Source organism: Pseudomonas violetae (assembly GCF_023072615.1).
GTDB lineage: Bacteria > Pseudomonadota > Gammaproteobacteria > Pseudomonadales > Pseudomonadaceae > Aquipseudomonas > Aquipseudomonas violetae.
The window spans coordinates 52,442-72,781 of sequence record NZ_JAKNRW010000008.1 but is presented as its reverse complement, the minus strand read 5'-3'; the positions used below and the strand labels follow the sequence as shown (position 1 = coordinate 72,781).

Annotated in this window: 23 protein-coding genes, 1 tRNA gene and 4 pseudogenes; 17 read left to right on the top strand and 11 right to left on the bottom strand. The window is 59.4% G+C overall.

What is annotated here, in order from left to right; genetic code table 11:
- Nucleotides 1-72: 72 nt before the first annotated feature.
- Complete coding sequence (gene tspO / locus L9059_RS12715; protein ID WP_247291316.1) at nucleotides 73-510, top strand: tryptophan-rich sensory protein TspO; 438 nt, start codon at nucleotides 73-75, stop codon at nucleotides 508-510.
- Nucleotides 511-602: 92 nt separating this feature from the next.
- Here tspO and L9059_RS12710 read toward each other — a convergent pair whose 3' ends face one another.
- From L9059_RS12710 to L9059_RS12700, 3 genes are all read right to left on the bottom strand, one after another.
- Nucleotides 603-1,418, bottom strand: coding sequence for a DUF1206 domain-containing protein (locus tag L9059_RS12710; RefSeq protein ID WP_247291314.1), 816 nt, complete (start codon nucleotides 1,416-1,418; stop codon nucleotides 603-605).
- A gap of 192 nt (nucleotides 1,419-1,610) precedes the next feature.
- On the bottom strand, nucleotides 1,611-2,156 hold the full coding sequence (locus tag L9059_RS12705; RefSeq protein WP_247291312.1) for an AAA family ATPase: 546 nt from the start codon (nucleotides 2,154-2,156) through the stop codon (nucleotides 1,611-1,613).
- Between the two features lie 172 nt (nucleotides 2,157-2,328).
- On the bottom strand, nucleotides 2,329-3,534 hold the full coding sequence (locus L9059_RS12700) for an MFS transporter (protein ID WP_247291310.1): 1,206 nt from the start codon (nucleotides 3,532-3,534) through the stop codon (nucleotides 2,329-2,331).
- A 110-nt stretch (nucleotides 3,535-3,644) separates the two neighbouring features.
- Between L9059_RS12700 and L9059_RS12695 the strand changes: the two genes are divergently transcribed.
- The 6 genes and pseudogenes from L9059_RS12695 to L9059_RS12670 all read left to right on the top strand — a co-directional run bounded on the left by L9059_RS12695 (nucleotide 3,645) and on the right by L9059_RS12670 (nucleotide 8,100).
- A complete protein-coding gene (locus L9059_RS12695; protein WP_247291492.1) occupies nucleotides 3,645-4,595 on the top strand; it encodes a LysR family transcriptional regulator in 951 nt (316 codons plus the stop codon).
- 111 nt (nucleotides 4,596-4,706) lie between these two features.
- Nucleotides 4,707-5,348 carry a LysE family translocator gene (locus L9059_RS12690; protein ID WP_247291308.1) on the top strand — a complete coding sequence of 214 codons (642 nt, stop codon included), beginning with the start codon at nucleotides 4,707-4,709 and terminating at the stop codon, nucleotides 5,346-5,348.
- Between the two features lie 7 nt (nucleotides 5,349-5,355).
- A complete protein-coding gene (locus L9059_RS12685) occupies nucleotides 5,356-5,850 on the top strand; it encodes a GNAT family N-acetyltransferase (RefSeq protein ID WP_247291306.1) in 495 nt (164 codons plus the stop codon).
- A 206-nt stretch (nucleotides 5,851-6,056) separates the two neighbouring features.
- Nucleotides 6,057-6,530: pseudogene (locus L9059_RS12680) on the top strand (Gfo/Idh/MocA family protein); the annotation flags it as partial.
- A pseudogene (locus tag L9059_RS12675) lies at nucleotides 6,519-7,372 on the top strand (sugar phosphate isomerase/epimerase family protein); the annotation flags it as partial. The pseudogenes L9059_RS12680 and L9059_RS12675, both read left to right, overlap by 12 nt.
- A 239-nt stretch (nucleotides 7,373-7,611) precedes the next feature.
- Nucleotides 7,612-8,100, top strand: coding sequence for a signal peptidase II (locus L9059_RS12670; protein WP_247291304.1), 489 nt, complete (start codon nucleotides 7,612-7,614; stop codon nucleotides 8,098-8,100).
- On the opposite strand, the gene L9059_RS12665 is transcribed toward L9059_RS12670, so the two are convergent.
- Nucleotides 8,093-8,233 carry a hypothetical protein gene (locus L9059_RS12665; protein ID WP_247291303.1) on the bottom strand — a complete coding sequence of 47 codons (141 nt, stop codon included), beginning with the start codon at nucleotides 8,231-8,233 and terminating at the stop codon, nucleotides 8,093-8,095. The genes L9059_RS12670 and L9059_RS12665 overlap by 8 nt on opposite strands.
- A gap of 50 nt (nucleotides 8,234-8,283) precedes the next feature.
- On the opposite strand from L9059_RS12665, the gene L9059_RS12660 reads away from it, so the two are divergent.
- On the top strand, nucleotides 8,284-8,709 hold the full coding sequence (locus tag L9059_RS12660) for a DUF2628 domain-containing protein (protein WP_247291301.1): 426 nt from the start codon (nucleotides 8,284-8,286) through the stop codon (nucleotides 8,707-8,709).
- Nucleotides 8,710-8,715: 6 nt separating this feature from the next.
- Here the strand turns inward: L9059_RS12660 and L9059_RS12655 are convergent, their stop codons facing one another.
- Entirely contained in the window at nucleotides 8,716-9,396 is a 681-nt protein-coding gene (locus L9059_RS12655; protein WP_247291299.1) for a class I SAM-dependent methyltransferase, read from the bottom strand.
- A 108-nt stretch (nucleotides 9,397-9,504) separates the two neighbouring features.
- On the opposite strand from L9059_RS12655, the gene L9059_RS12650 reads away from it, so the two are divergent.
- The 4 genes from L9059_RS12650 (at nucleotide 9,505) to L9059_RS12635 (ending at nucleotide 11,698) form a co-directional block, all read left to right on the top strand.
- Nucleotides 9,505-9,984, top strand: a complete 480-nt coding sequence (locus L9059_RS12650; RefSeq protein WP_247291297.1) for a VOC family protein — start codon at nucleotides 9,505-9,507, stop codon at nucleotides 9,982-9,984.
- Between the two features lie 329 nt (nucleotides 9,985-10,313).
- Entirely contained in the window at nucleotides 10,314-10,694 is a 381-nt protein-coding gene (locus L9059_RS12645) for a RidA family protein (protein WP_247291295.1), read from the top strand.
- A 247-nt stretch (nucleotides 10,695-10,941) separates the two neighbouring features.
- Nucleotides 10,942-11,016: transfer RNA gene (locus L9059_RS12640), tRNA-Gln, on the top strand.
- Nucleotides 11,017-11,242: 226 nt separating this feature from the next.
- The gene (locus L9059_RS12635; protein WP_247291491.1) at nucleotides 11,243-11,698 is read left to right on the top strand and encodes a GNAT family N-acetyltransferase; all 456 of its coding nucleotides are present in this window, start codon (nucleotides 11,243-11,245) and stop codon (nucleotides 11,696-11,698) included.
- A gap of 35 nt (nucleotides 11,699-11,733) precedes the next feature.
- Here L9059_RS12635 and L9059_RS12630 read toward each other — a convergent pair.
- The 3 genes and pseudogenes from L9059_RS12630 to L9059_RS12615 all read right to left on the bottom strand — a co-directional run.
- A pseudogene (locus L9059_RS12630) lies at nucleotides 11,734-11,882 on the bottom strand (cystathionine beta-synthase); the annotation flags it as partial.
- A 165-nt stretch (nucleotides 11,883-12,047) separates the two neighbouring features.
- Nucleotides 12,048-12,476, bottom strand: a complete 429-nt coding sequence (locus L9059_RS12625; RefSeq protein ID WP_247291294.1) for a nuclear transport factor 2 family protein — start codon at nucleotides 12,474-12,476, stop codon at nucleotides 12,048-12,050.
- Between the two features lie 416 nt (nucleotides 12,477-12,892).
- Nucleotides 12,893-13,423: a glyoxalase superfamily protein gene (locus L9059_RS12615; RefSeq protein WP_247291292.1), complete on the bottom strand. Its 531-nt coding sequence runs from the start codon at nucleotides 13,421-13,423 to the stop codon at nucleotides 12,893-12,895.
- A gap of 337 nt (nucleotides 13,424-13,760) precedes the next feature.
- Between L9059_RS12615 and L9059_RS12610 the strand changes: the two genes are divergently transcribed.
- Nucleotides 13,761-14,258 (top strand): DUF1543 domain-containing protein, encoded by a 498-nt coding sequence (locus tag L9059_RS12610; RefSeq protein ID WP_247291291.1) that lies wholly within the window; start codon nucleotides 13,761-13,763, stop codon nucleotides 14,256-14,258.
- 54 nt (nucleotides 14,259-14,312) lie between these two features.
- Here the strand turns inward: L9059_RS12610 and L9059_RS12605 are convergent.
- The 3 genes and pseudogenes from L9059_RS12605 to L9059_RS12595 all read right to left on the bottom strand — a co-directional run.
- A pseudogene (locus L9059_RS12605) lies at nucleotides 14,313-15,370 on the bottom strand (amidohydrolase); the annotation flags it as partial.
- A 4-nt stretch (nucleotides 15,371-15,374) separates the two neighbouring features.
- A complete protein-coding gene (locus L9059_RS12600; protein WP_247291290.1) occupies nucleotides 15,375-16,067 on the bottom strand; it encodes an RES family NAD+ phosphorylase in 693 nt (230 codons plus the stop codon).
- On the bottom strand, nucleotides 16,061-16,465 hold the full coding sequence (locus tag L9059_RS12595) for a hypothetical protein (protein ID WP_247291289.1): 405 nt from the start codon (nucleotides 16,463-16,465) through the stop codon (nucleotides 16,061-16,063). Before L9059_RS12595 ends, L9059_RS12600 begins: the two co-directional genes overlap by 7 nt.
- Nucleotides 16,466-16,662: 197 nt before the next feature.
- Here L9059_RS12595 and L9059_RS12590 point away from each other — a divergent pair, with 197 nt between their 5' ends.
- From L9059_RS12590 to L9059_RS12575, 4 genes are all read left to right on the top strand, one after another.
- Nucleotides 16,663-17,097 (top strand): hypothetical protein, encoded by a 435-nt coding sequence (locus L9059_RS12590; RefSeq protein WP_247291288.1) that lies wholly within the window; start codon nucleotides 16,663-16,665, stop codon nucleotides 17,095-17,097.
- Complete coding sequence (locus tag L9059_RS12585; RefSeq protein WP_247291287.1) at nucleotides 17,094-18,554, top strand: ATPase domain-containing protein; 1,461 nt, start codon at nucleotides 17,094-17,096, stop codon at nucleotides 18,552-18,554. Before L9059_RS12590 ends, L9059_RS12585 begins: the two co-directional genes overlap by 4 nt.
- A gap of 8 nt (nucleotides 18,555-18,562) precedes the next feature.
- Nucleotides 18,563-19,582: a sensor histidine kinase gene (locus L9059_RS12580; RefSeq protein WP_247291286.1), complete on the top strand. Its 1,020-nt coding sequence runs from the start codon at nucleotides 18,563-18,565 to the stop codon at nucleotides 19,580-19,582.
- A 152-nt stretch (nucleotides 19,583-19,734) separates the two neighbouring features.
- The gene (locus L9059_RS12575; protein ID WP_247291285.1) at nucleotides 19,735-20,301 is read left to right on the top strand and encodes a nucleotidyltransferase family protein; all 567 of its coding nucleotides are present in this window, start codon (nucleotides 19,735-19,737) and stop codon (nucleotides 20,299-20,301) included.
- The last annotated feature ends 39 nt before the right edge of the window (nucleotides 20,302-20,340 follow it).

Here is a 20,340-nt window from a genome sequence, read left to right as displayed (position 1 = left end):
GGGTTGTCCAACCCTCAGACTGCCAACACAGTGTTCCCACCCCAGATAGCTGGCCTCAGCTAAGGACAGACGATGACCTTCCTGATTTTTCTCATAGCCTGCGGTGCTGCGGCAAGCACCGGTACCCTGTTCAAACCCGGTCAATGGTACGAAACGCTTAAAAAGCCCAGTTTCACGCCACCGAAATGGTTGTTTCCCGTTGCGTGGACGATCATCTATCTGCTGCTCGCCTGGGCAGGGTATCGCTTGAGCCTGATGCCGGGGAGCCAAGTGGTACTGGCGCTGTGGGCGGCGCAAATTGCCTTGAATACGCTGTGGACCCCGGTGTTCTTCGGCGCCCATCACCTATTCGCCGGGATGATAATCATCACGTTGCTGTGGCTGGTGGTGGCGACGATGGTGGTGCTGGCATTGCGTCTGGATATAGTGACCGGGTTGATGCTGTTCCCCTATCTCATCTGGCTGTGCGTAGCCGGCGCGTTGAATTTCTCGATACTGCGCAACAACTAAGGACTCCGGGCCTCATCGCGGGCAGGCCTTGCTTCCCACAGGGACGGGGAAGTATCCCGGGAAGAATTCTGTGGGAGAGAAGTGCCGCAGCCCTAGCGGTCGGCCACTCCGGGCACGTCCATGTTGATCTTGCGCCACGCAGCTTCGGCAAAACTGTAGACCGAGAACGCGATCAACCCCAAGGCCATCACCATCAACAGCACAGCTCCGGCCGGTAAATGCTGCAAGGCATCGAGAGCGTCCTTCATCCCCGGTGGGTCCATGGCCTTATAGCCGGAACCACTGATCGCCAGCAAAAGGGCAATTTCGAGAAACACCACGCCGCGGGCAATCAAGCCAAAGCGCGAAACGGGACGGACATAACGCATGACGTCTTCGTCTGCCTCAAAGTACTTCTCGAACGAGGCCTTCCAGCCCTTGATCAGGTGGGCAATGCCCACGCCGAAGGGGACGAGCGCGATCAGGTAGATCAGCAGGTTCGAATGTTCCCAGGAGAGTATGTGCGCCAGCAGGTCCTTGGTTTGCGAGCCGGCTTCACCGCCCGAACTCTCGAGGCCACTGGCCAGCAGGCCCAGGGCAAAAAACGCCAGCGCACCGTTGACCAGGCCTCCTGCCAGTAAACCAGCACGGATTGCCAGCCCCTTGAAGTGGCTGCCGTGATGATCAACGTCGCGCACGGCTTGCAGCACTCGCCAGGCTGCAAAGGCGAGCAGGCCGGCCACCACTACCCCGACCAGCACATAGCCAAATGGCTGACTCAACAAGGCCTCGAGGCTGCGATGGCTGTCCTTGGGTTTTGTCGAGTCCTGGGCCGCGAGCAAGGCGAAGATGCCGATGATCAAATAGATGACGCCTCGAGCGGCGTATCCGCCCCGTGCAAGGACGATGAGGCTCTGGTGTGCGGACATGGGGTGTGATTCCAGAGGAGTGATACAAGAGCAGACCTGTAGAGGCGCAAGGGGTTCGATCGAAGCGGGCCAATCCGCGCCAACCGCTGTCCATTGATGCAACGCAACTCCGTAGGAGCCTGCTTGCTGGCGATCCATACACCGCGTTTTGTCAGGCACACAGCGTCGCATTCATTGCCAGCAAGCCGGCTCCTACAAGGTCGTGGAGCGGCAGGTATCGGGGACGGTGGCCAGGCTGTGGAGGTATGCTTGAATGTGCGCGGTTGCGCGCAAGTGTATGACTGGAATCTGCGGTCCGACGGCCAGCCGCACCGCCTCGATGCCGGGGCGGTAGCCACGATCGAAATTCCATACGAACTTGAGGAAGGTCAGGAACTCCCGGTCGAGTTTTTCTGAACAGCCGGCGGCGATGTCCGGACGTGGTTGGTTCATGATGCTGCGCAGTATCACCCGGGTGAAACAGGTGATGCGCGGCGTGTCGAGCCAGATGATCAGGTCGGCACGGGGCAGGCGCAGGTCAAAGGTGCGCCGCGCATAGTTGCCCTCGCACACCCAGGCATCCGTGGCGATCGCCTCCCGTACCCGTTCGCGAAACTGCTCCGAATCCGGCTCGACCCAGCCGGGTTCCCAGAACAGCTTGTCCAGGTGCACGACGGGCAGGCCCAGTTGTTTGCCTAAAGCGCGGGCCAGAGTGGATTTGCCGCTACCGGCGTTGCCCAGAATCACAATCCTTTGCATAGGGGGGGTCCTGTCGGGGAAAAAGCCGGGGATTGTGCCGCGTTTGGTTGGGCAGTTAAAGGGTGGGAGCGAGGACGCAGGATCGGCACAGGTATCTGTGTCGATAGCGCCCGCCCGTTACAAATCCGTGGAACCTTGGTGTTCGCTCCGGTGTGGTGCCGGGCTTGGGCATTCAATTCTCAGATTCGGTCGTAACCCCTGCTGAAATGGATACCCCCAACAAGTAGAGCATTCCACCCGCGATCACGAACATCGCAAGCATGTAGAAAATGTAGTGCACAGGTTGCGTTGCCAGGACCATTCCGCAAAGGACCGGCCCTAACGCTGCGCCGACGTTGCTCAGGTTCTGCGCGGCGTAGTACATGCCCCGTAGATGACTCGGTGCGATGTTGTCGATGAACATGTATTCCGCCGGGAATACGATGATTTCACCGACGGTGAAAATGGCCATGGAAAGGACCCAAAGCAGCAGAGTGGTTGACAGCGCAAAACCTGCCAGCCCCAGGATGAACATGCCGAGTCCCCCTGCGAGCCACAGGTTCAGGTGTCGGTGGCTGATCCGTTTGCCGATGCTGTATTGCAGACTGATCACCATCAAGGCGTTGGTCGCCACTACGGTGCTGATAATCCGGTACGTCTCTTGGGGCGTGGTGGTGACCACCAGGTACTGCGAGAGATACGCGGTGAATTGGCCGAAGACCACGGCACTGAGCAAGCCGCCCAAGGTGAAGCACACCAGCCGGTAGTCGCGCAGCAACAGTCTGCCGACCGCCAGGAATGGCGTCGGCTGCAGGCTCGTGCCGACATTCGCCAGGCGTCTGTCGCCCCATAGGAAGTAGACCATAAAGAATCCGGCGCCCAGTCCCGCCGATAGCAAAAAGGGCAGGCTGATGTCCAGGGCCGCCACCCCGGCTCCCAGAAATGGCCCGACGGCGTAGCCGATATTAGTCAGCGTGTACTTGATGGAAAACGCTTCGCTGCGGCGGTCCACGGGGAGCAGGCTGCCGAATCCGGATTTCACGGCGATGTCGATAACGGCATACGCCAGGTTGATCAGCACCAGGCACAGGTAGAACAGCCAAAGGAGGGGTGCGAGATACGCCCCGAGAAATCCGCCGCTGAACACGCTGCAGCCTATGAGAATGAGCTGGTAACGGGACATCCTGTCCACCAGGAAGCCGCCATACAGGCTCAGCAGCGAACCAATGATCAGCGTGCTGCCGATCACCAGGCCGATATCGGCGACGCTCAAGCCAAAATTGCCCGACAAGTAAATGACCAGATAGGGCAAGGTGATGGCGCGGGCCAGGGTCAACACCAGTGACGCGGCCAGCAGCAGGTTAACGGTGCAGGGATAACGTTTAAGCGTGGCCAGCATTCGAGACTCATCATCAATGGGTTGATTCACAGTTTACTGTTGCCCTGAATTCTGATTTAAGATGATTTTTATCGAAACGCATGAACTGAATTCATGAATACAGGGTGCATATGTTTTCCTCCGAACGCTTGAAGGGTATCGATGTATTTGTGTGCGTGGCGGAGTTCGGCAGCTTCACGGCGGCTGCGCAGAAAATGAACCTGACGGCTTCGGCCATCAGCAAAGGCGTCGCCCGGCTGGAAAAACGCCTGGGGGCGCAACTGTTCCGCCGGACAACGAGGACGTTGTCGCTGACCGACGCAGGCGTCGCGTTCCTGCGTACGTGCAAGGGCGTGCTTGCCGATCTCGAAGAGGCTGAACTGTCACTCCAGAGCGAAAACACCGAGCCTCGCGGGCGTGTACGCCTTGACCTGCCGGGCGCATTTGGTCGCACCCAGGTGCTGCCGATCCTCTTGCAGTTTGCGAAGGATCATCCATTGTTGATGCCGCACATTTCCTTTAGCGACGGCTTTATCGATCCGCTGCAGGAGGGCGCGGACATTGTGCTGCGCATCGGTGGCGCACACGACTGGCCGGAGACCGTCGGGCATCGTTTGCTAGGTCGCGAGTGGCATATCCTCTGTGCATCCCCCGACTACCTGGCCCGCCATGGCACCCCGCTGTCCGAACACGACCTTGAACAGCATCAGTGCATTGCCTATGGCTGGGTGGACGGAAGCATTCATCCCTGGAGTTACGCGGGCGAACAGGGCGCAACGCACAGGAGGCAGGTAGACCCGCATCTGGTGGTGGGCAATGGCGAGGGCCTGAGGATGGCCGCGGTGGCCGGCTGCGGCATCGCGCAGTTGCCATCGTGGCTGGTGGAGCAGCAGCTGAAAGAGGGGACACTGGTAGAGGTACTTGCGCAGTTGGCCAGCGACGGGATGGAGATCCACCTGGCCTGGAGCAAAAGTCGCGAGGCGCTGCCCAAGGTCCGGGTGTTGGTTGATGCGCTGGTTGTTGGGCTGAGGGAGCTTGGTGCATATGACCCGGAACGTTCGGAGCGGCGAGCTGACAGTTGATTGGGTATTGGCCGATTGGGACCTTTTATGGGAGGCTACCTTCTTGATGAACCAGGCAGCTTCAGTCTGTGGCCTTTTCCAATTCGCACTACGCACTCCCGAGCAATGAAAATGGACTCTCACTCGATACTGACCTTCACCCTGGTCGCCGCAATTGCCATCGCCAGCCCAGGCCCAGCCACCTTGATGGCCATCAACAACAGCCTGGCCCACGGGCAGCGCAGCGTCATCTGGTCTTCGCTGGGCAATGCGAGCGGCCTGTTCTGCCTGTCGGCTGCTGCCATGCTGGGGTTGGGCGCGTTGCTGGCGAGTTCCGAATGGTTGTTTAACGCGGTGAAAATTCTCGGTGCCGGGTATCTGTTTTACCTGGGGGCCAGGCAGTTGTTCAAGAGCAGCCCGATGCTGGCGCAGGGCATCGAGCAAGACTCTAAACACAGTCGGCCTGGCCGAACCAGGCTGTTCAAGTCGGCTTTCCTGACGGCGGTGACCAACCCTAAGGCCACGATGTTTTTTACCGCGCTGTTCCCGCAGTTCATCGACCAGGGCTCGGCGCTGTTGCCGCAGTTCATGGTCCTGACTTCGATCTTCATGGGGTTGTCGATTTCTTCTCTGAGCCTGTATGCGGCAATCGCAGCCCGGGCCAAGGGTGTGTTGACGCGGCCTGACCTGTCGCGCTGGGTCAGCCGGGTAGTGGGCTCGACGTTCATCTGTTTTGGCGCGGCCATTTTGACCATGCGGCGACAGGGTGTCTGAATTGTTCATGCATCAGCAAACTACCCTCGAGCCCGCAAGCCTGGCAGATATTCCACAGCTTCAAGCCTTCCTCATGCAGGCCGGCGCCGAGTTGTTTCCAACGCTTAGTGGTGCCGGCACGCCTGCGGATCTGCTGAATTTCGAACAAGTGTATCTCAAGGGCGAAGGTCAGTTTCTGCTGGCGCGTGACGAAGGGCGGATCGTCGCCTCAATCGGCTATCTGCCCTACGATCACCGCTTTGCACATCTCGATTACCGCAGCCTCAAGGTGGTGGAAGTGGTGCGGCTGTTCGTGCTGCCAGGGTTCCGCCGTTCGGGGCTGGCCAGCCAGTTGTACGGCGCATTGAAGGCATTGGCGATGCAGGCCGGGGTCGAGGTGATCTACTTGCACACTCATCCTTTCCTGCCGGGTGCCATCGACTTCTGGCGCAAGCGCGATTTCCAGGTGATCGCCGTGGACGCCGACCCGCAGTGGCAAACCACTCATATGGAGTGGCGCTGAGGGTCAGTGTTGCCGAGCCCGCGCCGTGCTCTCGCGCAGAGTCAATTCAAAGGGCAACATCACGTGCCGTTCGGCCTGGGGGTTTTTCTCGATCAGCGCAATCGCCTGCCAGCGCCTAAATTTCTGCAGCGATGTAACCGTTTACATTACTCAAATTCTACATCGGCAGAGAAGAGTTGCGATGAACGATGCACGGGCAAAAATAAGAATGGACTTCGTCGGTGGCGGGGAGGGGCGTTCATTGGCAGGGCAACAAGCAGGCCACCTGGCGCGATCAGCCTGAACTGTTGGGGTTGGGCGGCTGCGTCGGTGATATCGGCACCCATGCTTTTTCATTGGCCGAGTTCGTCGCAGATCAACCGGTCAGTCACCTGTGTGCAATTTTGAATACCCACATGGCCAGCCGGCAGCTGGATGACGATGCCGCGATGCTGTTAAAGATGGCCGACGGCGCCAGCGGTGTGTTGGTTGCCAGTCAGGTCTGCGCCGGCGAGGAGAACCCGCTGAAGATTCGCGTGTACGGTGACAAGGGCGGCCTGGAGTGGCGCCAGGAAGAGCCGTCGAGCCTGATCCATCGTGCGCTTGATCAACCGTGGCATGGCCTTTATCGAGGAGGAGGTGGCCAATCACTGCGGCGACAGCAAATGGACCGCACTGGTCTGCCCTGGATGAACCCGGAGAGCTTGCCTGTGAACAGCACTTCGCAATCCGGCATGCGTGGCCCGGGGATTGTCCTCGCGCAATTCATGGCCGCCGAAGCACCTTCGACACCTTGGCCAATATCGCCCGGTGGGCCGCGTCCCAAGGGCACAAGGCGATTCAGTTGCCGACCTTGGGCAGCCAGTTCATCAACTTGGTGCGCGCTGCCGAGAGCCAGGAATACTGCGACGAACTGATCGCCGTGTGCGCGCAGGCGGGCGTTGAGATCAGTGAGTTATCGACGCACCTGCAGGGTCGGTTGGTCGCCGTGCATCCCGCGTTCGACGCCTTGTTCGACGACTTCGCCCCGGCCCATCTTCGCGGCCAGCCCCAGGTTCGAACCGAGTGGGCCATTGAGCAATTGAAGCTGGCGGCACGGGCCAGTCAGCGCTTGGGCTTGAAGGCCCACGCGACCTTCTCTGGAGCCCTGTTTTGGCCGTACATCTACCCGTGGCCACAACGGCCCAGTGGGTTGGTCGAGCAGGGTTTTGAAGAATTGGCGCGGCGCTGGTTGCCGATCCTTGAATGTTTCGAGGAAGCCGGTGTTGACCTGTGCTACGAAATCCACCCCGGCGAAGACCTGCACGATGGCGCCTCTTTCGAGCGCTTTCTGCAGGCCGTTGATCACCATACCCGGGCCGCAATCCTGTACGACCCAAGCCACCTGTTGCTACAGCAGATGGACTACCTGGGCTTTATCGATCGCTATCACGAGCGCATCCGCATGTTCCACGTCAAGGACGCCGAGTTCCGCCCCGATGCCCGTTCGGGCGTGTACGGCGGCTATCAAGGCTGGGTCGAGCGCCCCGGGCGTTTCCGGTCCTAGGACTCTGACGGTTATGACTACGATGAACGCGCGCCTGAGCGCCCCTGCATCTGTTAGGCGCCGTGCTGCTGTATCAACAGCGGCCTTTGGCACGGCCCGAAAGCGCGCCGGTCTGGAGTAAGGCGAGTGCCTGTGGACCGTACGAATCAGCTGCGTTATCTTGCCGCCGCTAACGCCAGACAGGTCCAGGCATTGAGTTCGCGGTGATGAAAAAAGGATCGTTCATGGAACACGTCATGAGAAAACGGCTGTTTGCAGTGCTCATCGGTATTGCCTTCGTCGCCATCGACCAGTTGGTGAAGCTTCTGGCGCTGCATTCACTGCAAATCGACAGCTTCAGGTTTGGTAGCAGTTATGCCTGGCTGGACGTCGCCTTGAGCCTGAACCCAGGCGCATTTCTTAGTCTGGGCGCGGGGCTGGCGCCGGGCGTCAAGCAACTGATTTTCATCCTGGGCGTAGGCGCGGTGGTGTGCTGGGCCATCGGGTGGGCTTTCACCCATTGGGCGCAATCGCCACGCAAGGCCGTAGCTATCTACTTCATCGCCCTGGGTGGCGCGTCCAACTTGATCGACCGGGTGTTCCGTGAAGGACATGTGGTCGATTATCTGATCCTCAATCTCGGCTCGGTGCATACCGGCGTGTTCAACATTGCCGATATCGCGATCATGGCCGGGGCCGCCGTGTTGCTCGTCAGCGAATTCAGGAGCAAACGCAGGCTCAACTGACCGCCGGGTTGGCTCGCTTGTCCACCAGGCGAGTGTCGAGCGCCATTGCCAGGATCTTCGCCCAATCAATCGAATGACTGGGCGGCCGATAGGCTATGGTGCACAAGCGACAGGTGGTAAAGACAAGAGACAAAGGATTTCCAGGAAGAACCACTCCATTCAGGGACTACAGGGATTTATCGAATGAACACTACAGATCAAGTGCAGGATCAGAGTAAATACAGCGCAAAATGGCAAGAGCGTTTTGCCTTCTTCGATGCCCATGGGGCGCCCAATGCACCTGGCTACAAAACCGCCCTCAAGCAACTCCCGTTCAAAAGCAAGATCACCGTCAATGCCAACATCATCGCGTTCTTCTTCGGCCCGATCTACCTGTTTGTATTGGGACTGTGGAAGAAGAACCTGACACTGATTGCGCTAATCGTGGCACTGTCCTTTGTATTGGAGCTCGTCTTTGAGCTGGTTGGTTTCAGGTATGCCCAGCAGGTCAACTTTGCCGTGGGCTTCGCGTTTAACCTGCTCTACGCACTGTCCACCAACTACGCGTACTACCTCAAGGAGCAGAAGGGCGAGCAGGGCTGGAATCCGTTCAAAGGCATGCGCCTGTAACCCAGGTTAAACGGCCGGGACGCGCTGTTCAGCCACCAGTAGCAACGACTGCGGCACCGGACTTTGCGGGTGCTGCGGCTCTTGCAGCCCCACCAGTTGAAAACCGGCCATGTCCAGCGCGTTGAACCAACTGGACAGGGTGCGCAGGTACCAGGGCATCGGTTGCCACTGCCCACTGAACCCGGTGAATGCCTCTTCCCGCCACCCATCCTGATAGTCGCCTGCTGCCGCAGTCCACGGATGCAGCGTCTGGATCACCAGCGCGCCGCCGGGGGCGAGCAGGGCATGCAGGGCGCTGAGCAGGGGTATGATGTCCTGGTGCAGTAAGGCAAAGTTGGCGCAGATCAGATTGTAATCGCCGCCGATGTCTGCCGTTGAGTCGGCCAGGGCTTCGTAACTCGCCAGATAGACCTGGGCGCTGCCCGCCGCCCGCGCTGCCTCGACCAACGTCCCATCGCCGTCCACTCCCACTGCCGTGATGCCCCGTTCAGCCAGCACCCGCAATAACCAGCCTTCACCACAACCCAAGTCCAGCACTCGCTCGGGCTGGCGGCCCATGATCGCCAGCAGAATGGCCTGGTCTGTGACCTGTCGGCGGCTTTCGATCGAGCCACTGCGCACGGCTTCGATCCAGGCGCGAGCGTTGTGGTGCCAGCTTTGCAGGAGGGCGGACTCGGGGGAGGTCATGGCGTTACTCACAGTGATCATTTGAGTTGAAGGATAGGCCATGGCCCCGCGCGGCTAGACTCAACCGGTTAACTCTTTGTTGGAGAACCTTCGTTCTGGAGAGCCATGATGATCAGCAAGAATACGATTTGTCTCTGGTACAACGGCGACGCACTGGACGCCGCCAACTTTTACGCCCGGACATTCCCGGACAGTGCCGTGGTTGCCGTTCATCATGCGCCTGGCGACTATCCGTCGGGCAAGCAGGGCGATGTGCTGACGGTAGAGTTTACCGTGATGGGCATCCCGTGCCTGGGGTTGAACGGCGGCGATGCGTTCAAGCACACCGAGGCGTTTTCGTTCCAGGTGGCGACCGACGACCAGGCGGAAACCGACCTGCTGTGGAGTGCCATCGTCAGTAACGGTGGCGAGGAAAGCGTCTGTGGCTGGTGCAGGGACAAGTGGGGGCTGTCGTGGCAGATCACGCCGCGCATCCTGACGGCCGCGATCACCGACCCTGACCCCGCAGCGGCCAAGCGCGCGTTCGAAGCGATGATGCAGATGGGCAAGATAGACGTCGCCGGTATCGAAGCGGCACTCAAGGGCTGATCGGCTTGCCGTTCTCAGAATTCATGTGCTTTTCCGGTCATTTTTTCCCTGTTCAACCCTCATTGCGCGCTCTAGCTCAAGGCGCGTAGCGAGGGGCCGCGGGCGGTTTTTCGTGCGCATATTCCAGCATGGATGTGACAGGCAGACCGCTATCGCAAGCACGCTTTGCTCCCCCAGCAATCTCTGCCGGCCACAATAGCTCCCTGTTGCCAGTCTCCCTGCGCATGACACAGATCCGCCGCCTCAACCATCCACACCACCGCGCAGCAGCTGTAGACTATGCCCGCTCAAGGCGTACCCCAGCCGATCACTTTATAAAAGAGACCCCCATGGCCAACCAAGACATCACCTTCGTCCCGGACCCTGACGCCGATTCCATCTCCTCCGACGTTGCCGGCTTCGGCGGTCTGCTGGTTTCCACGCAGATCCCGACTCACGCCGATGGCAGCCTGGAGCTGGGCGACATCACCGTGCAGAGCGAATGCACCCTGCAGGCACTCAAGGTGGCGCTGGAGCGCGCCGGCAGTTCCATGGATCGCGTTCTGCACCTGACCATCTACCTCACTGACATGGCCGATCGCGCTGCCTTCAACGAAGTCTACAAGCGCTTCTTCGCCAAGCCATGGCCCGTTCGCGCCGCTGTCGGCGTGGCCTCGCTGGCGGTGGAAGGGATGCGCGTGGAAGTCACGGCGATGGCGGCCAAGGGCTGATCCGGTCTGTCCGGCGGCCCCGTGAAATGAGCCGGGTCGCCGGTGCAATCCTGCGAATACGATAAGCGGCTGTTTTAAAACAAAATTATTTCCACTTTTTGCTTCCAACACGGCGCAGAAGTTGGTAAATTTGCGCCCATTCCTGCACAGGGCCTCTGCGGACTGGCAGCGAACGCAGCAACGCCCGCCGTTGCTCACCAGCTACACCATCAAAAAGACAGTGCCCGGCACTCGTCACGATCGATACAGGGGCGTCGCCAAGCGGTAAGGCAGCAGGTTTTGATCCTGCCATGCGTTGGTTCGAATCCAGCCGCCCCTGCCATTTTTTCTGATTCATATTCCATGTCGCAGCTGTCACCACGGCGCGTGCGGGCAGTGTGATCGCTCAAAAAATAATGCGCACATGGCCTTATCGATTGTAGGAGCGAGTTAGCTCGCGATGGCTTGAGAACACAGTCGCTACAATGGGATGGGTGTACAGCTTTGCCTTTTGAATCCGGCGTGCCCTCGTTACGATGGATGAATCAATCCGCAGCGAGATACTCACAATGGAATGTCAGATTCGCCGGGCAACCAGCCTTGATGCTGAAGCGATCAGCGAAGTTACGATAAACGCCCTACGCAAATCCAGCGCGCAGGACTACCCGCCCGAAGTAATTGCCCGTCTTGAACACAATTTCTCCACTCAGGCAATCCATCGATTAATGATGCAGCGCCAGGTTTTCGTAGCCGTTGTCGACGAACAGGTCGTCGCAACCGCCAGCCTGGACGGCGCGGTTGTGCGTAGTGTGTTCGTAGAACCGGGCTACCAGGGCAAAGGTATCGGCAAGCAGTTAATGGTTGTCATCCATGCCGCCGCCATTGATGCCAGCCTTGAATTACTGCACGTCCCCTCATCAATCACCGCGGAAACCTTTTACGTGTCCATGGGCTATCAAAAAGTACGCGATGAGTTTTTCGGCGATGAGCGAACGATCGTCATGTGCAAGCGTTTGCTGGAATAGCGCGCGTACCCTCAGACACTCAAGCAGTCCTTACAGTCTTCATAGATGCCTTCCACAGCCCATGATCCCGGCGTGCCAAGAAGGGTGACGCTGCGGCTGTATTTGGCCATGACAGAGACGGTGGATCGGCCCGGTCCATTTACAGGTCCAGTTGCACCCGTTTGAAAAAGCGCGTCAGGCCGGTATCGAATCGGCTGACACGCACCAGTGGCGTGTTGCCGATCAGTTCGAGCACTGCAGGGCGGGTGTCGCTCGGCGTGTCATCACCTCGCTTATTGATTGCAACGGAGGGTTAGTAACTGGCTGCGCTTGATTGCGATAAGTATGTCGGGATGGCTGGGTTGGCAACTCATCCCTTGCTGGCCGCCAGGTAGGCGCCAAGCCGCTGGCCCATCTGTTCCCCCAGCGCCTGCAAGCCGCTCAACGGTCGCACCATCACTTCGAACTCAACCATCTTGCCCTGCTCATTGAACCGGATCATATCGATGCCCTTGAGCTCTTTGCCACTGACGGTGGCGCTGAATTCCAGGACGACATTCAAGCCGTCTGCCGTCGCCAGTTCGCGGTGATATTTAAAGTCTTCAAACACCTGGAATACCGTATTGAGGATCATCGACACCACCGCAGCACCCGGGTACGGCGTGTGCGCCATGGGCGAGCGAAAGACTACGTTCGCGTCGAGCAGGCCGGGCAAGCCCTTCAAGTCGGCGGTGTTGATCATGGCGTGCCACTGCTGCAAGGTAGCGGCGGCGTTAGGATGCAGGTTGAGTTCGGACATAGTTCAACTCCTGTTTTTTTGTTGGTCGATAGCTGACTTTATCTTAGCCAGTTTGCATGAAGGGGGTACCGGCGGTCAGGCCGGATGAATCTTCCCTGATACCCGGACTCGATGGTCAGTAGGGCTTTGCTCTGTAATGGCGGTGCTATCCGCCCGGGGTTCAATTCAATGACATCGGTCGAAGACTTCAGAATACAATCCCACGCGCTCCTTATTGAGCTCGACGCTGCCACAATGGGCATGATGCTGCTGGTTTCTTCCAGATGCGTATCCGGGCCTGCTTGGGATGACGCGACCCAGCGGCACCACGACGCGTATGAGCTGTGGAATGCCTTTCTCAATGTTCCGGATTCGGGGCTCGACGCGGCGAATGAGTAAGGACGCGGACCGGCTGTAACCGGTCCGCAGTGGCAGCATCAGTCTTGGCAGAAGCGGATGCGGTTGCCGAAAGGGTCATGGACTTCGAGGACTTTCCCCCAGCCTTGCTCGACGATATCCGGCCGGCCATAGCCGTAGCGCTTGGCCTGGAGTTCGTCGCGGAACAGTTCGATATTGTCCATGGGGACAAAGGTGGTCGCGCCCGGGCTCGCGTCGCCGTGATGCTCCGAGAGGTGCAGTTGCAGACCGTTGCGCTGGATCCCCAGATACAGGGGCAGATCAGCTTCAAAGCGATGCTCGAACTCCACGTTGAAGCCAAGGAAGTCGAGGTAAAACTGCCGCGCCTTGGTTTCGTCGAACATTCGCAGGATCGGAATGGCTTTGGTAAAGGTGACTGCGGGTGGCGGTACTTGCGCAGGCAGCAGTGCCGCAGCGGTGTTCCAGTCCTTGTAACCCAGTTGGTGGGCTACCAGTTCCAGCGCCATGGAATGGCACGCCTGCTGGTCGTGCGCTTGCAATGAGGCGCGCAGGCGTTTGGCCATCTGTTTGGCTTGTTCGATAGAAATCATTTTAGCTCCTTGGATCAAGGCATGTCGGTGCTCGCGTTGCCAAACCTTGACCGTCAAGAGTTGCGACAGGATTCGGGTCATGAATAAATGCTTTCACCCTTCCTTGCGGAAGCGAGCGGCGGGCAGCATCGGCCCGCGCTGATAGTACACAGCGGTTGGCGTGCGGGGAAGAACCTGGCCACTGATGATGACTGGACCTCGCCTCGTGAGTCGTGGTTGCCCGGCTTTGGGCTGGGCAGGCACTATGCACAGGATCGGGAGTTTCTGGTCGCGTTGAGCAATAGCGGCCGCGGCGGCTCTGGGGGGTCGGTAGTCGGGCGTATTCAGGAGCACAGTAATGCTGTTTGTAGTGATGCTGGGAGGCAAACATCCCAGGGCGAGGATTGAGGTCCACGATGTGGTGTTTGCAGTTGCGGACGACCTTCAGGGTACCTATCCGCAACTGCGAGAAGGTTGGTTTGGCCATTCAGCAGGTGTGCACATCGACTCGTGGATGCGTGTCGAGGGTGTCGAGGGCTGGAAAGTCGAGTTGAGTCCGCTGGCACCGGCGGCTGATTCACCGCGCCTGTATTTCATCAATCTGGGTGGTTATGAAACGGCGGTTTTTGGAGAAGCTCATCATTACCTGCTGGTGGTCGCCCGGAACAGGAAAGAAGCCGCGGCTAATGGCAAGCGACAAATGCCGAAGCACTGGACCCAGTCGCATACCGATGCGCTGATGGACGTGGATGATTGCCTGCCGATTGATCTGGTCGGCGGGCGCTACATACACCTGGTCGAGGGTGAGCATGGTGGGATTATCCAGGGCAACGATTACATCGTTCTCCCTGGGTAAGTGGGCTATGCCAGCGATGAGGTCCAGGCAGCCGCCATGACCTCATCGGCACACTCAGAATTTGCCCTTGGCGCGCTCGGGATAGTTCAGCACGAACTGCACATGCGCCTTCACCCCGGTCGCGAGGGTGGCGTCATCGACGGTGAAGTAGGGGCTGTGGTTGTTGGGCGCCTTGGCCATGTCCTGGCCTTCAGGGGTGGCACCGAGGAATACGAACAGGCCGGGCACTTTCTGAGCGTAGTAGGAAAAGTCTTCGCTGGGCGACAGCGATGATTCAAGCCGCTGGACCTTGCCCGGTGCTGCCAGCTCCAGTGCCGGCACCATGGCTTCGGTCAGGGCCGGGTCATTGACGGTGACCGGAGCATTGTTGACCAGCAGCAGCTTGGCTTCGGTTCCATAAGCACTGGCGATGCCACTGACCAATGGCGGCATTTTCTGCAGGATGGTGTCGCGGATGTCGGCATTGTTGGTGCGAATGGTCCCGGTCATTTCCAGGGTTTCGGGAATGATGTTCGCGGCCGAACCGGCATTGATAGTGCCGACACTGATGACCCCCATCCCCTTGGTCAGATCGATGCGTCGGCTGACGAGGGTCTGCATCGCGGCAATGATGCCCTGGCTGGTGACAATCGGATCGTTGCCGCTCCAGGGCGCGAACCATGGGTCTGTTGCCCCTTGAGCTGGATGCGGAATGAGTCGCTGCTGTTGAGCACCGTTCCGGCCTTGTAGTACAGGTGTCCGGTCGGGTATCCCGCCATCACGTGCAGGGCAAATATCGCCTCGACTTTTGGCGAGTCCAGGGCTCCGTCGCGAATCATCGCCTGGGCGCCGATCAAGGTATCGGTCTGGAATTCGTCCACATCGGCGGCGCCTTCTTCGGCGGGTTGAAACAGAAAAACCACGGTGCCGCGCAGGTGGTCGCGATGCTCGGCCAACACCTTGGCCGCACCCAGCAGCATGGCGGTGTGGGTATCGTGGCCACAGGCGTGCATCACTGGCACGCTCTTGCCCAGTCGCATTCCGGTTGCCTGGCTGGCGAAGGGCAGATCTGTCATCTCCTCTACCGGCAGCGCGTCCATGTCCGCACGCAGGGCCACCACTGGCCCCGGCAACTGGTCAGGCCTCGCGGATCTGATTGACCCCGGTGATCTGCCCGTTCCAGATCATCTCGTAATGGGCGGCCTGGATGATCGACGCGACCGGTCGGGGAGTCATCAGCGCCCAGCAGTGGTTCCCTCGCAAACGCACGGACTGGTAGCGCAGGCCGGGGGTTCCAGTGTCCTTGACGGCTTTGCCGAGGCGATGGGAAGCAGCGTAATCGTCGGACGCGTAGATCGGATCTTTCATCGAGATAGCCGTCGCATCTTTCATTGCTGCATCGATGAAGGAGCAGGCCAGGCCGCGAAAGACAAAGCGTTCATAGTTCAGCCCCTGCACCTTGGACCAGTACAGCCTCTGGTGATGCTGCACTTCCGCCAGGGCGGTTTCCATCGAGCCTGCCAAATACAACACACCAAAGCTGCCGTCGCTGAAGCGCGAGCCGGCCGGGTTGACGTGGGTGAAGGGTGCGGTGGCGTAGGAACAGCCGGGAATGCCGAAGGGGATTTCGCTGCGCGGAATCAGCTCGAGTTGTCCAACCTCGTTCCTCAGCCTGGGGTTGGTCAGTGCTTGTATCTGGTAGAGCGCCTCGAACGCCTGGGCGTCGGCCACGTCATCGAACAAATTGATGGGGGGGAACTTTGAATTGACCAGGCGATAGGCCTGCACCGGGTCGCCGGCAAGGGTCGGCAAGCGGCCCAGGGTCACCATTGCGCACCCCGCAATACGTCAATCCGGCGAAACGTCTCATACAGCGAGATCATGTCTGCCTGGGACATGATCTCCAGCGGCGAGCGGCCGTTGAAAAACTCGTTGTGATTGGCCATGGCGGGGAAGCCATAAACGTTTTCCGGATTATCAAACACCAGCCGCAGCGCCGCGTGGATGTTTAGTACAAAGCTGATTCGTTGCATCTGATCGGCATCCAGCGACACCGACCAGTCCGGGTCACGCTGTTTGGCGCGGGTGTGGGTACTGCGGGAGATACGCAGGATCCGGCAGGCCTGCTCGCTTGACGCTGCCCATTTTTCAATGATGCCTACCGCCGCCCGCAGGCCGGCCAGGCATTGGTCCTTGGAAAATGCCTGTGAAGGAAGGACGATGGCCATGGAATCTACCTTGATCTAGAGTCTGTAGAGTAATTTATATTCTTTTTGCGTCTGTAGATCAAGTGGATCAATTGTTGATTCAAAGGCGTGGCTATCGCCGATTTCTGCGGTGTCATCCGCCAGTCCTATGGTTAATTGAGTCCCTATGCGCCCATAGGGTGTACCATCAATATCTGTTCATCAGATATCAGTTTGCCATGACCACGCAAAGCCAAGAGAGCCGCCAGATCGTCGCTTCTCTGGCGCACCGAGTGGGCCCTGACGCCGGCTCCGCAAGGATTGCCCAGGCGCTGGTCACCACTTTGCAGGATATGGACGCAGCCCTCACGCCGATCATTGGCAAACAGGGGGCTGTCGCGCTTTACCGCCGCAGCCTGCACCTTTGCCTCGCCAAGCACCCGCAACTGGCCGGCACCTGCGACAGTGCGCAGGCGTTGCTGGATGTGCTGGCCCTCAAGCCGGTGCTCGTCGAGCAGAGTGCGGGCGATGCATTACTCTTCAGCGAAGTCATGCTGACCACCTTCTACGAGCTGTTGACCACGCTGATCGGGCCTTCGCTCACCGCACGTTTGCTTCGTGACGTGTGGGAACCTTCCCTGAGCGACACCCCTTCGCAGGAAATTTCGCAATGAGCACCAAAGTAACTATCAACCGTCTGGCCACGGGCGTGCCAGGACTGGACGAGGTGCTGGGCGGAGGACTACCGGAATTTTCGTTCAACCTGATCGCTGGCCCGCCGGGCTGCGGCAAGACCACCTTGGCCCATCAGATGATGTTCGCCCTGGCGACACCTGAGCGCCCGGCGCTGTTCTTTACCGTGCTTGGCGAACCGCCGCTGAAGATGCTGCGCTATCAGCAGCAGTTCGACTTCTTCGACAGTGAAGCCATCAACCACTCCGTGCGCTATATCAACCTGGCTGACGACACCCTGGCCGGTGATCTGGACGAAGTGCTGCGGCGCATCGTCAGCGAGGTGCAAACCCACTCGCCGGCCCTGGTATTTGTCGACTCGTTCCGCTCGGTGGTATTGGCCAGCCAGACCCAGGACAACCCGAATAACAACCTGCCGCAGTTCGTCCAGCAATTGGGCATGTTGATGACCACCTGGCAGGCGACGACCTTCCTGATAGGCGAGTATTTCACCGAAACCGACACCAATCCGATCTTCACCGTGGCCGACGGTCTGATCTGGCTGCGTCAGAGCGTGCAGCGCAACTCCATGGTGCGCAAGATGGAAATCATGAAGATGCGCGGCCAGCCGACGCTGCCAGGTTTGCACACCTTCCGCATCGCCACATCGGGGATCAAGGTTTTTGCACCGGTTGCAACCGAACACTTCGAAGCGCCGCGGGCATCTGCCGGCGAGCGCCTGAAAATGGGTGTGCCGCAACTCGATGAGATGCTTGGCGGCGGTCTGCCTCGCGGCTATTCGCTGCTGGTGGCCGGGCCGTCGGGTTCGGGCAAGAGCATCCTCGCCGCGACCTTTCTGGCCGAAGGTGCGCGCAGCGGCGAAACCGGCGTGATCGCAGTCTTTGAACAGCGCCCCAACCATCCGCAGAACGCCACCCTGGCCGGCCTGATCGCAGCTGACAAGGTAGGTCTTGTGGATAGCCGCGCGCCGGACCTGTCCATCGATGAAATCGTGCATTTGCTGCTCAGCGAAATTCGCCGGCTGAAGGCGACCCGGGTGGTGATCGATTCGCTGTCAGGTTTCGAGTTGGCGCTGGCGCCCACCTTCCGCGAAGACTTCCGCGAGTCGCTGTCGCGGATGGTCACTGCATTGACCGGCGCCGGGGTCAGCGTGCTGATGACTTCGGAACTGGAAGACCGCTATACCGACCTGCGATTCAGCCCTTATGGCACGGCATTCCTCACCGACGCGATCATCGTGCAGCGCTACATCGAAGTGCAAAGCCGCCTGCTGCGCATCATGGCGGTGGTGAAGGTGCGGTCCAGCGCGCACTCGGACGAGTTGCGCCTGTACCGCATCGACAATGACGGGTTGCAGATCGGCGACCGCTTGCCGGATCAGGAGGGTCTGCTCGGTGGCCGCCCAACCCGGCGGCATACGGGCCTCGACAATGGATGAGGGATATCATGAGCGGGGTTGATGGTCGGGACGAAAAAGCGCTGACCACTGCCGCTCGGGAGTTGTTCCTCCTGGGTCAGAAAATCGTTGAAGCGCGAGCTGTGCTGGGGGCACTGCAAAAGGAACTGAGCGACGCCAACACCCAGCGGATGGACAATCAGCAGGTCGAGCAATTGATCGAGGCCAATCAACAACTGGTGCTGGCGATTTTGTCGGCGCAGTCCGATGCCCAAAGCCCCCTGCGTACCGATCATGAGCAGCGGCTGTTCCTTGAAATACGCGAAGCCAACGAGCAACTGGTGATTGCCGCCCTCAGCGCGCAACAACTGCAAGCCTCGGCCGAACAGGCGCTGTTGCAGCAACGCAACACCCTGGCCTTGGTGGCCCACGAGTTGCGCAACCCGCTGACGCCGATCAGCATGATCGCCGGTCGCCTGGTACGGGTGCCTAGCGCAGAGCTGCCGCGCATGCAGCATTTGATCGAGGGGCAGGTCAAGCACATGTCACGGCTGGTGGAGGACTTGCTCGATGTCTCCCGCGCCAGCACCGGCAAGCTGCGCCTGGACTGCTGTCTGGTCGATATAGTCCCGATCATCGAAGACGCCGTCGAAGTGTGCCGGCCGGTGATGCGCGATCACCGGCTGCAGTTCACGGCTGATGTGCCGCAGCAGCCCCTGACAGTAAATGGCGATGCCGTGCGCCTTACGCAAATACTCGGCAACCTGTTGGGCAACGCCGCCAAATACACCCCGGCGGGCGGCATCGTCACGCTGAGGGTCACAGTCCAGGGCCACAGCCTGATCATGTGTATCCGTGATAATGGCATCGGTGTTTCTGCACAGGCGCTGCCGTTTATCTTCGAGCCGTTCGTGCAAGACAGTCATGCCGTGGGCTTCAACGGCGCCGGACTGGGCATCGGCCTGACGGTGGTGCGTGAGTTGGTCGAGGCGCACGGTGGGTACGTGACGGGCCGCAGCGAAGGCGATGGCCAGGGTAGCGAGTTCGTGGTGACGTTACCCCTGGTCTGACGGCCGGCACCACGGGGCCTTGGACGCTGCAATTGATCCATCGTGGTATGTATCCTGGTGAGTGTGAGTCGGCCCTTTTGCGATAAAAAGCTCGTTCGTTTTGCTGTATTGTCCTGATTCCAGGGAACTGATGGCTGACAAGGAGTTCGCAAATGCTACTGACCCACGATCGTCTGATGGAAATCGCCAGGGCCAACCCGGCCAACGTTAGGATCCTCGAACGGTTACCTGCCCTCGGCCTGAGCCAGTGCATGCTCACTGCAGGCTGCCTGTTCCAGGCGGTGTGGAACCACCACGACGCAAAACCCGCAGCGTGGGGCATCAAGGATTATGACGTCTTCTACTTTGACGAGGATCTGTCCTGGGAAGCCGAGAACAACGTCATTCTCGCCACCAAGGCACTGTTTCACGATCTCGACCTCAACATTGAAATCAAGAACCAGGCACGTGTCCACCTGTGGTACGGCGAGCGCTTCGGCGGGGCATACCCACGGCTGAATTCAGCGAAGGAGGGCATTGATCGCTACTTGATCGAGGGTACCTGCATTGGTGTGGATGTAATGACTGGCGAGTTGTATGCGCCTTATGGCCTGGGTGACGTCGAAAACGGGCTGTTGCGGATCAATCCGATGAACCACCAATTTGATCTGTTCGAAAGGAAAGCGCTGAGCTATCAAGCGCGCTGGCCCTGGCTGGAAATTATCTATCCGGCTGTTTGAGGCAGGAACCTACTCGCCTCGTTCCTCACCCTCGGCGGG

Bases quoted from the DNA above. Each gene is read 5' to 3' on its own strand.
- L9059_RS12590 (WP_247291288.1), top strand. From the start codon at position 16,663: ATGACCACGCAAAGCCAAGAGAGCCGCCAGATCGTCGCTTCTCTGGCG.
- L9059_RS12695 (WP_247291492.1), top strand. From the start codon at position 3,645: ATGTTTTCCTCCGAACGCTTGAAGGGTATCGATGTATTTGTGTGCGTG.
- L9059_RS12650 (WP_247291297.1), top strand. From the start codon at position 9,505: ATGATCAGCAAGAATACGATTTGTCTCTGGTACAACGGCGACGCACTG.
- L9059_RS12580 (WP_247291286.1), top strand. From the start codon at position 18,563: ATGAGCGGGGTTGATGGTCGGGACGAAAAAGCGCTGACCACTGCCGCT.
- L9059_RS12610 (WP_247291291.1), top strand. From the start codon at position 13,761: ATGCTGTTTGTAGTGATGCTGGGAGGCAAACATCCCAGGGCGAGGATT.
- L9059_RS12635 (WP_247291491.1), top strand. From the start codon at position 11,243: ATGGAATGTCAGATTCGCCGGGCAACCAGCCTTGATGCTGAAGCGATC.
- L9059_RS12700 (WP_247291310.1), bottom strand. From the start codon at position 3,534: ATGCTGGCCACGCTTAAACGTTATCCCTGCACCGTTAACCTGCTGCTG.
- L9059_RS12655 (WP_247291299.1), bottom strand. From the start codon at position 9,396: ATGACCTCCCCCGAGTCCGCCCTCCTGCAAAGCTGGCACCACAACGCT.
- L9059_RS12670 (WP_247291304.1), top strand. From the start codon at position 7,612: ATGAGAAAACGGCTGTTTGCAGTGCTCATCGGTATTGCCTTCGTCGCC.
- L9059_RS12595 (WP_247291289.1), bottom strand. From the start codon at position 16,465: ATGGCCATCGTCCTTCCTTCACAGGCATTTTCCAAGGACCAATGCCTG.
- L9059_RS12585 (WP_247291287.1), top strand. From the start codon at position 17,094: ATGAGCACCAAAGTAACTATCAACCGTCTGGCCACGGGCGTGCCAGGA.
- tspO (WP_247291316.1), top strand. From the start codon at position 73: ATGACCTTCCTGATTTTTCTCATAGCCTGCGGTGCTGCGGCAAGCACC.
- L9059_RS12600 (WP_247291290.1), bottom strand. From the start codon at position 16,067: ATGGTGACCCTGGGCCGCTTGCCGACCCTTGCCGGCGACCCGGTGCAG.
- L9059_RS12710 (WP_247291314.1), bottom strand. From the start codon at position 1,418: ATGTCCGCACACCAGAGCCTCATCGTCCTTGCACGGGGCGGATACGCC.
- L9059_RS12660 (WP_247291301.1), top strand. From the start codon at position 8,284: ATGAACACTACAGATCAAGTGCAGGATCAGAGTAAATACAGCGCAAAA.
- L9059_RS12615 (WP_247291292.1), bottom strand. From the start codon at position 13,423: ATGATTTCTATCGAACAAGCCAAACAGATGGCCAAACGCCTGCGCGCC.
- L9059_RS12690 (WP_247291308.1), top strand. From the start codon at position 4,707: ATGGACTCTCACTCGATACTGACCTTCACCCTGGTCGCCGCAATTGCC.
- L9059_RS12685 (WP_247291306.1), top strand. From the start codon at position 5,356: ATGCATCAGCAAACTACCCTCGAGCCCGCAAGCCTGGCAGATATTCCA.
- L9059_RS12625 (WP_247291294.1), bottom strand. From the start codon at position 12,476: ATGTCCGAACTCAACCTGCATCCTAACGCCGCCGCTACCTTGCAGCAG.
- L9059_RS12575 (WP_247291285.1), top strand. From the start codon at position 19,735: ATGCTACTGACCCACGATCGTCTGATGGAAATCGCCAGGGCCAACCCG.
- L9059_RS12645 (WP_247291295.1), top strand. From the start codon at position 10,314: ATGGCCAACCAAGACATCACCTTCGTCCCGGACCCTGACGCCGATTCC.
- L9059_RS12705 (WP_247291312.1), bottom strand. From the start codon at position 2,156: ATGCAAAGGATTGTGATTCTGGGCAACGCCGGTAGCGGCAAATCCACT.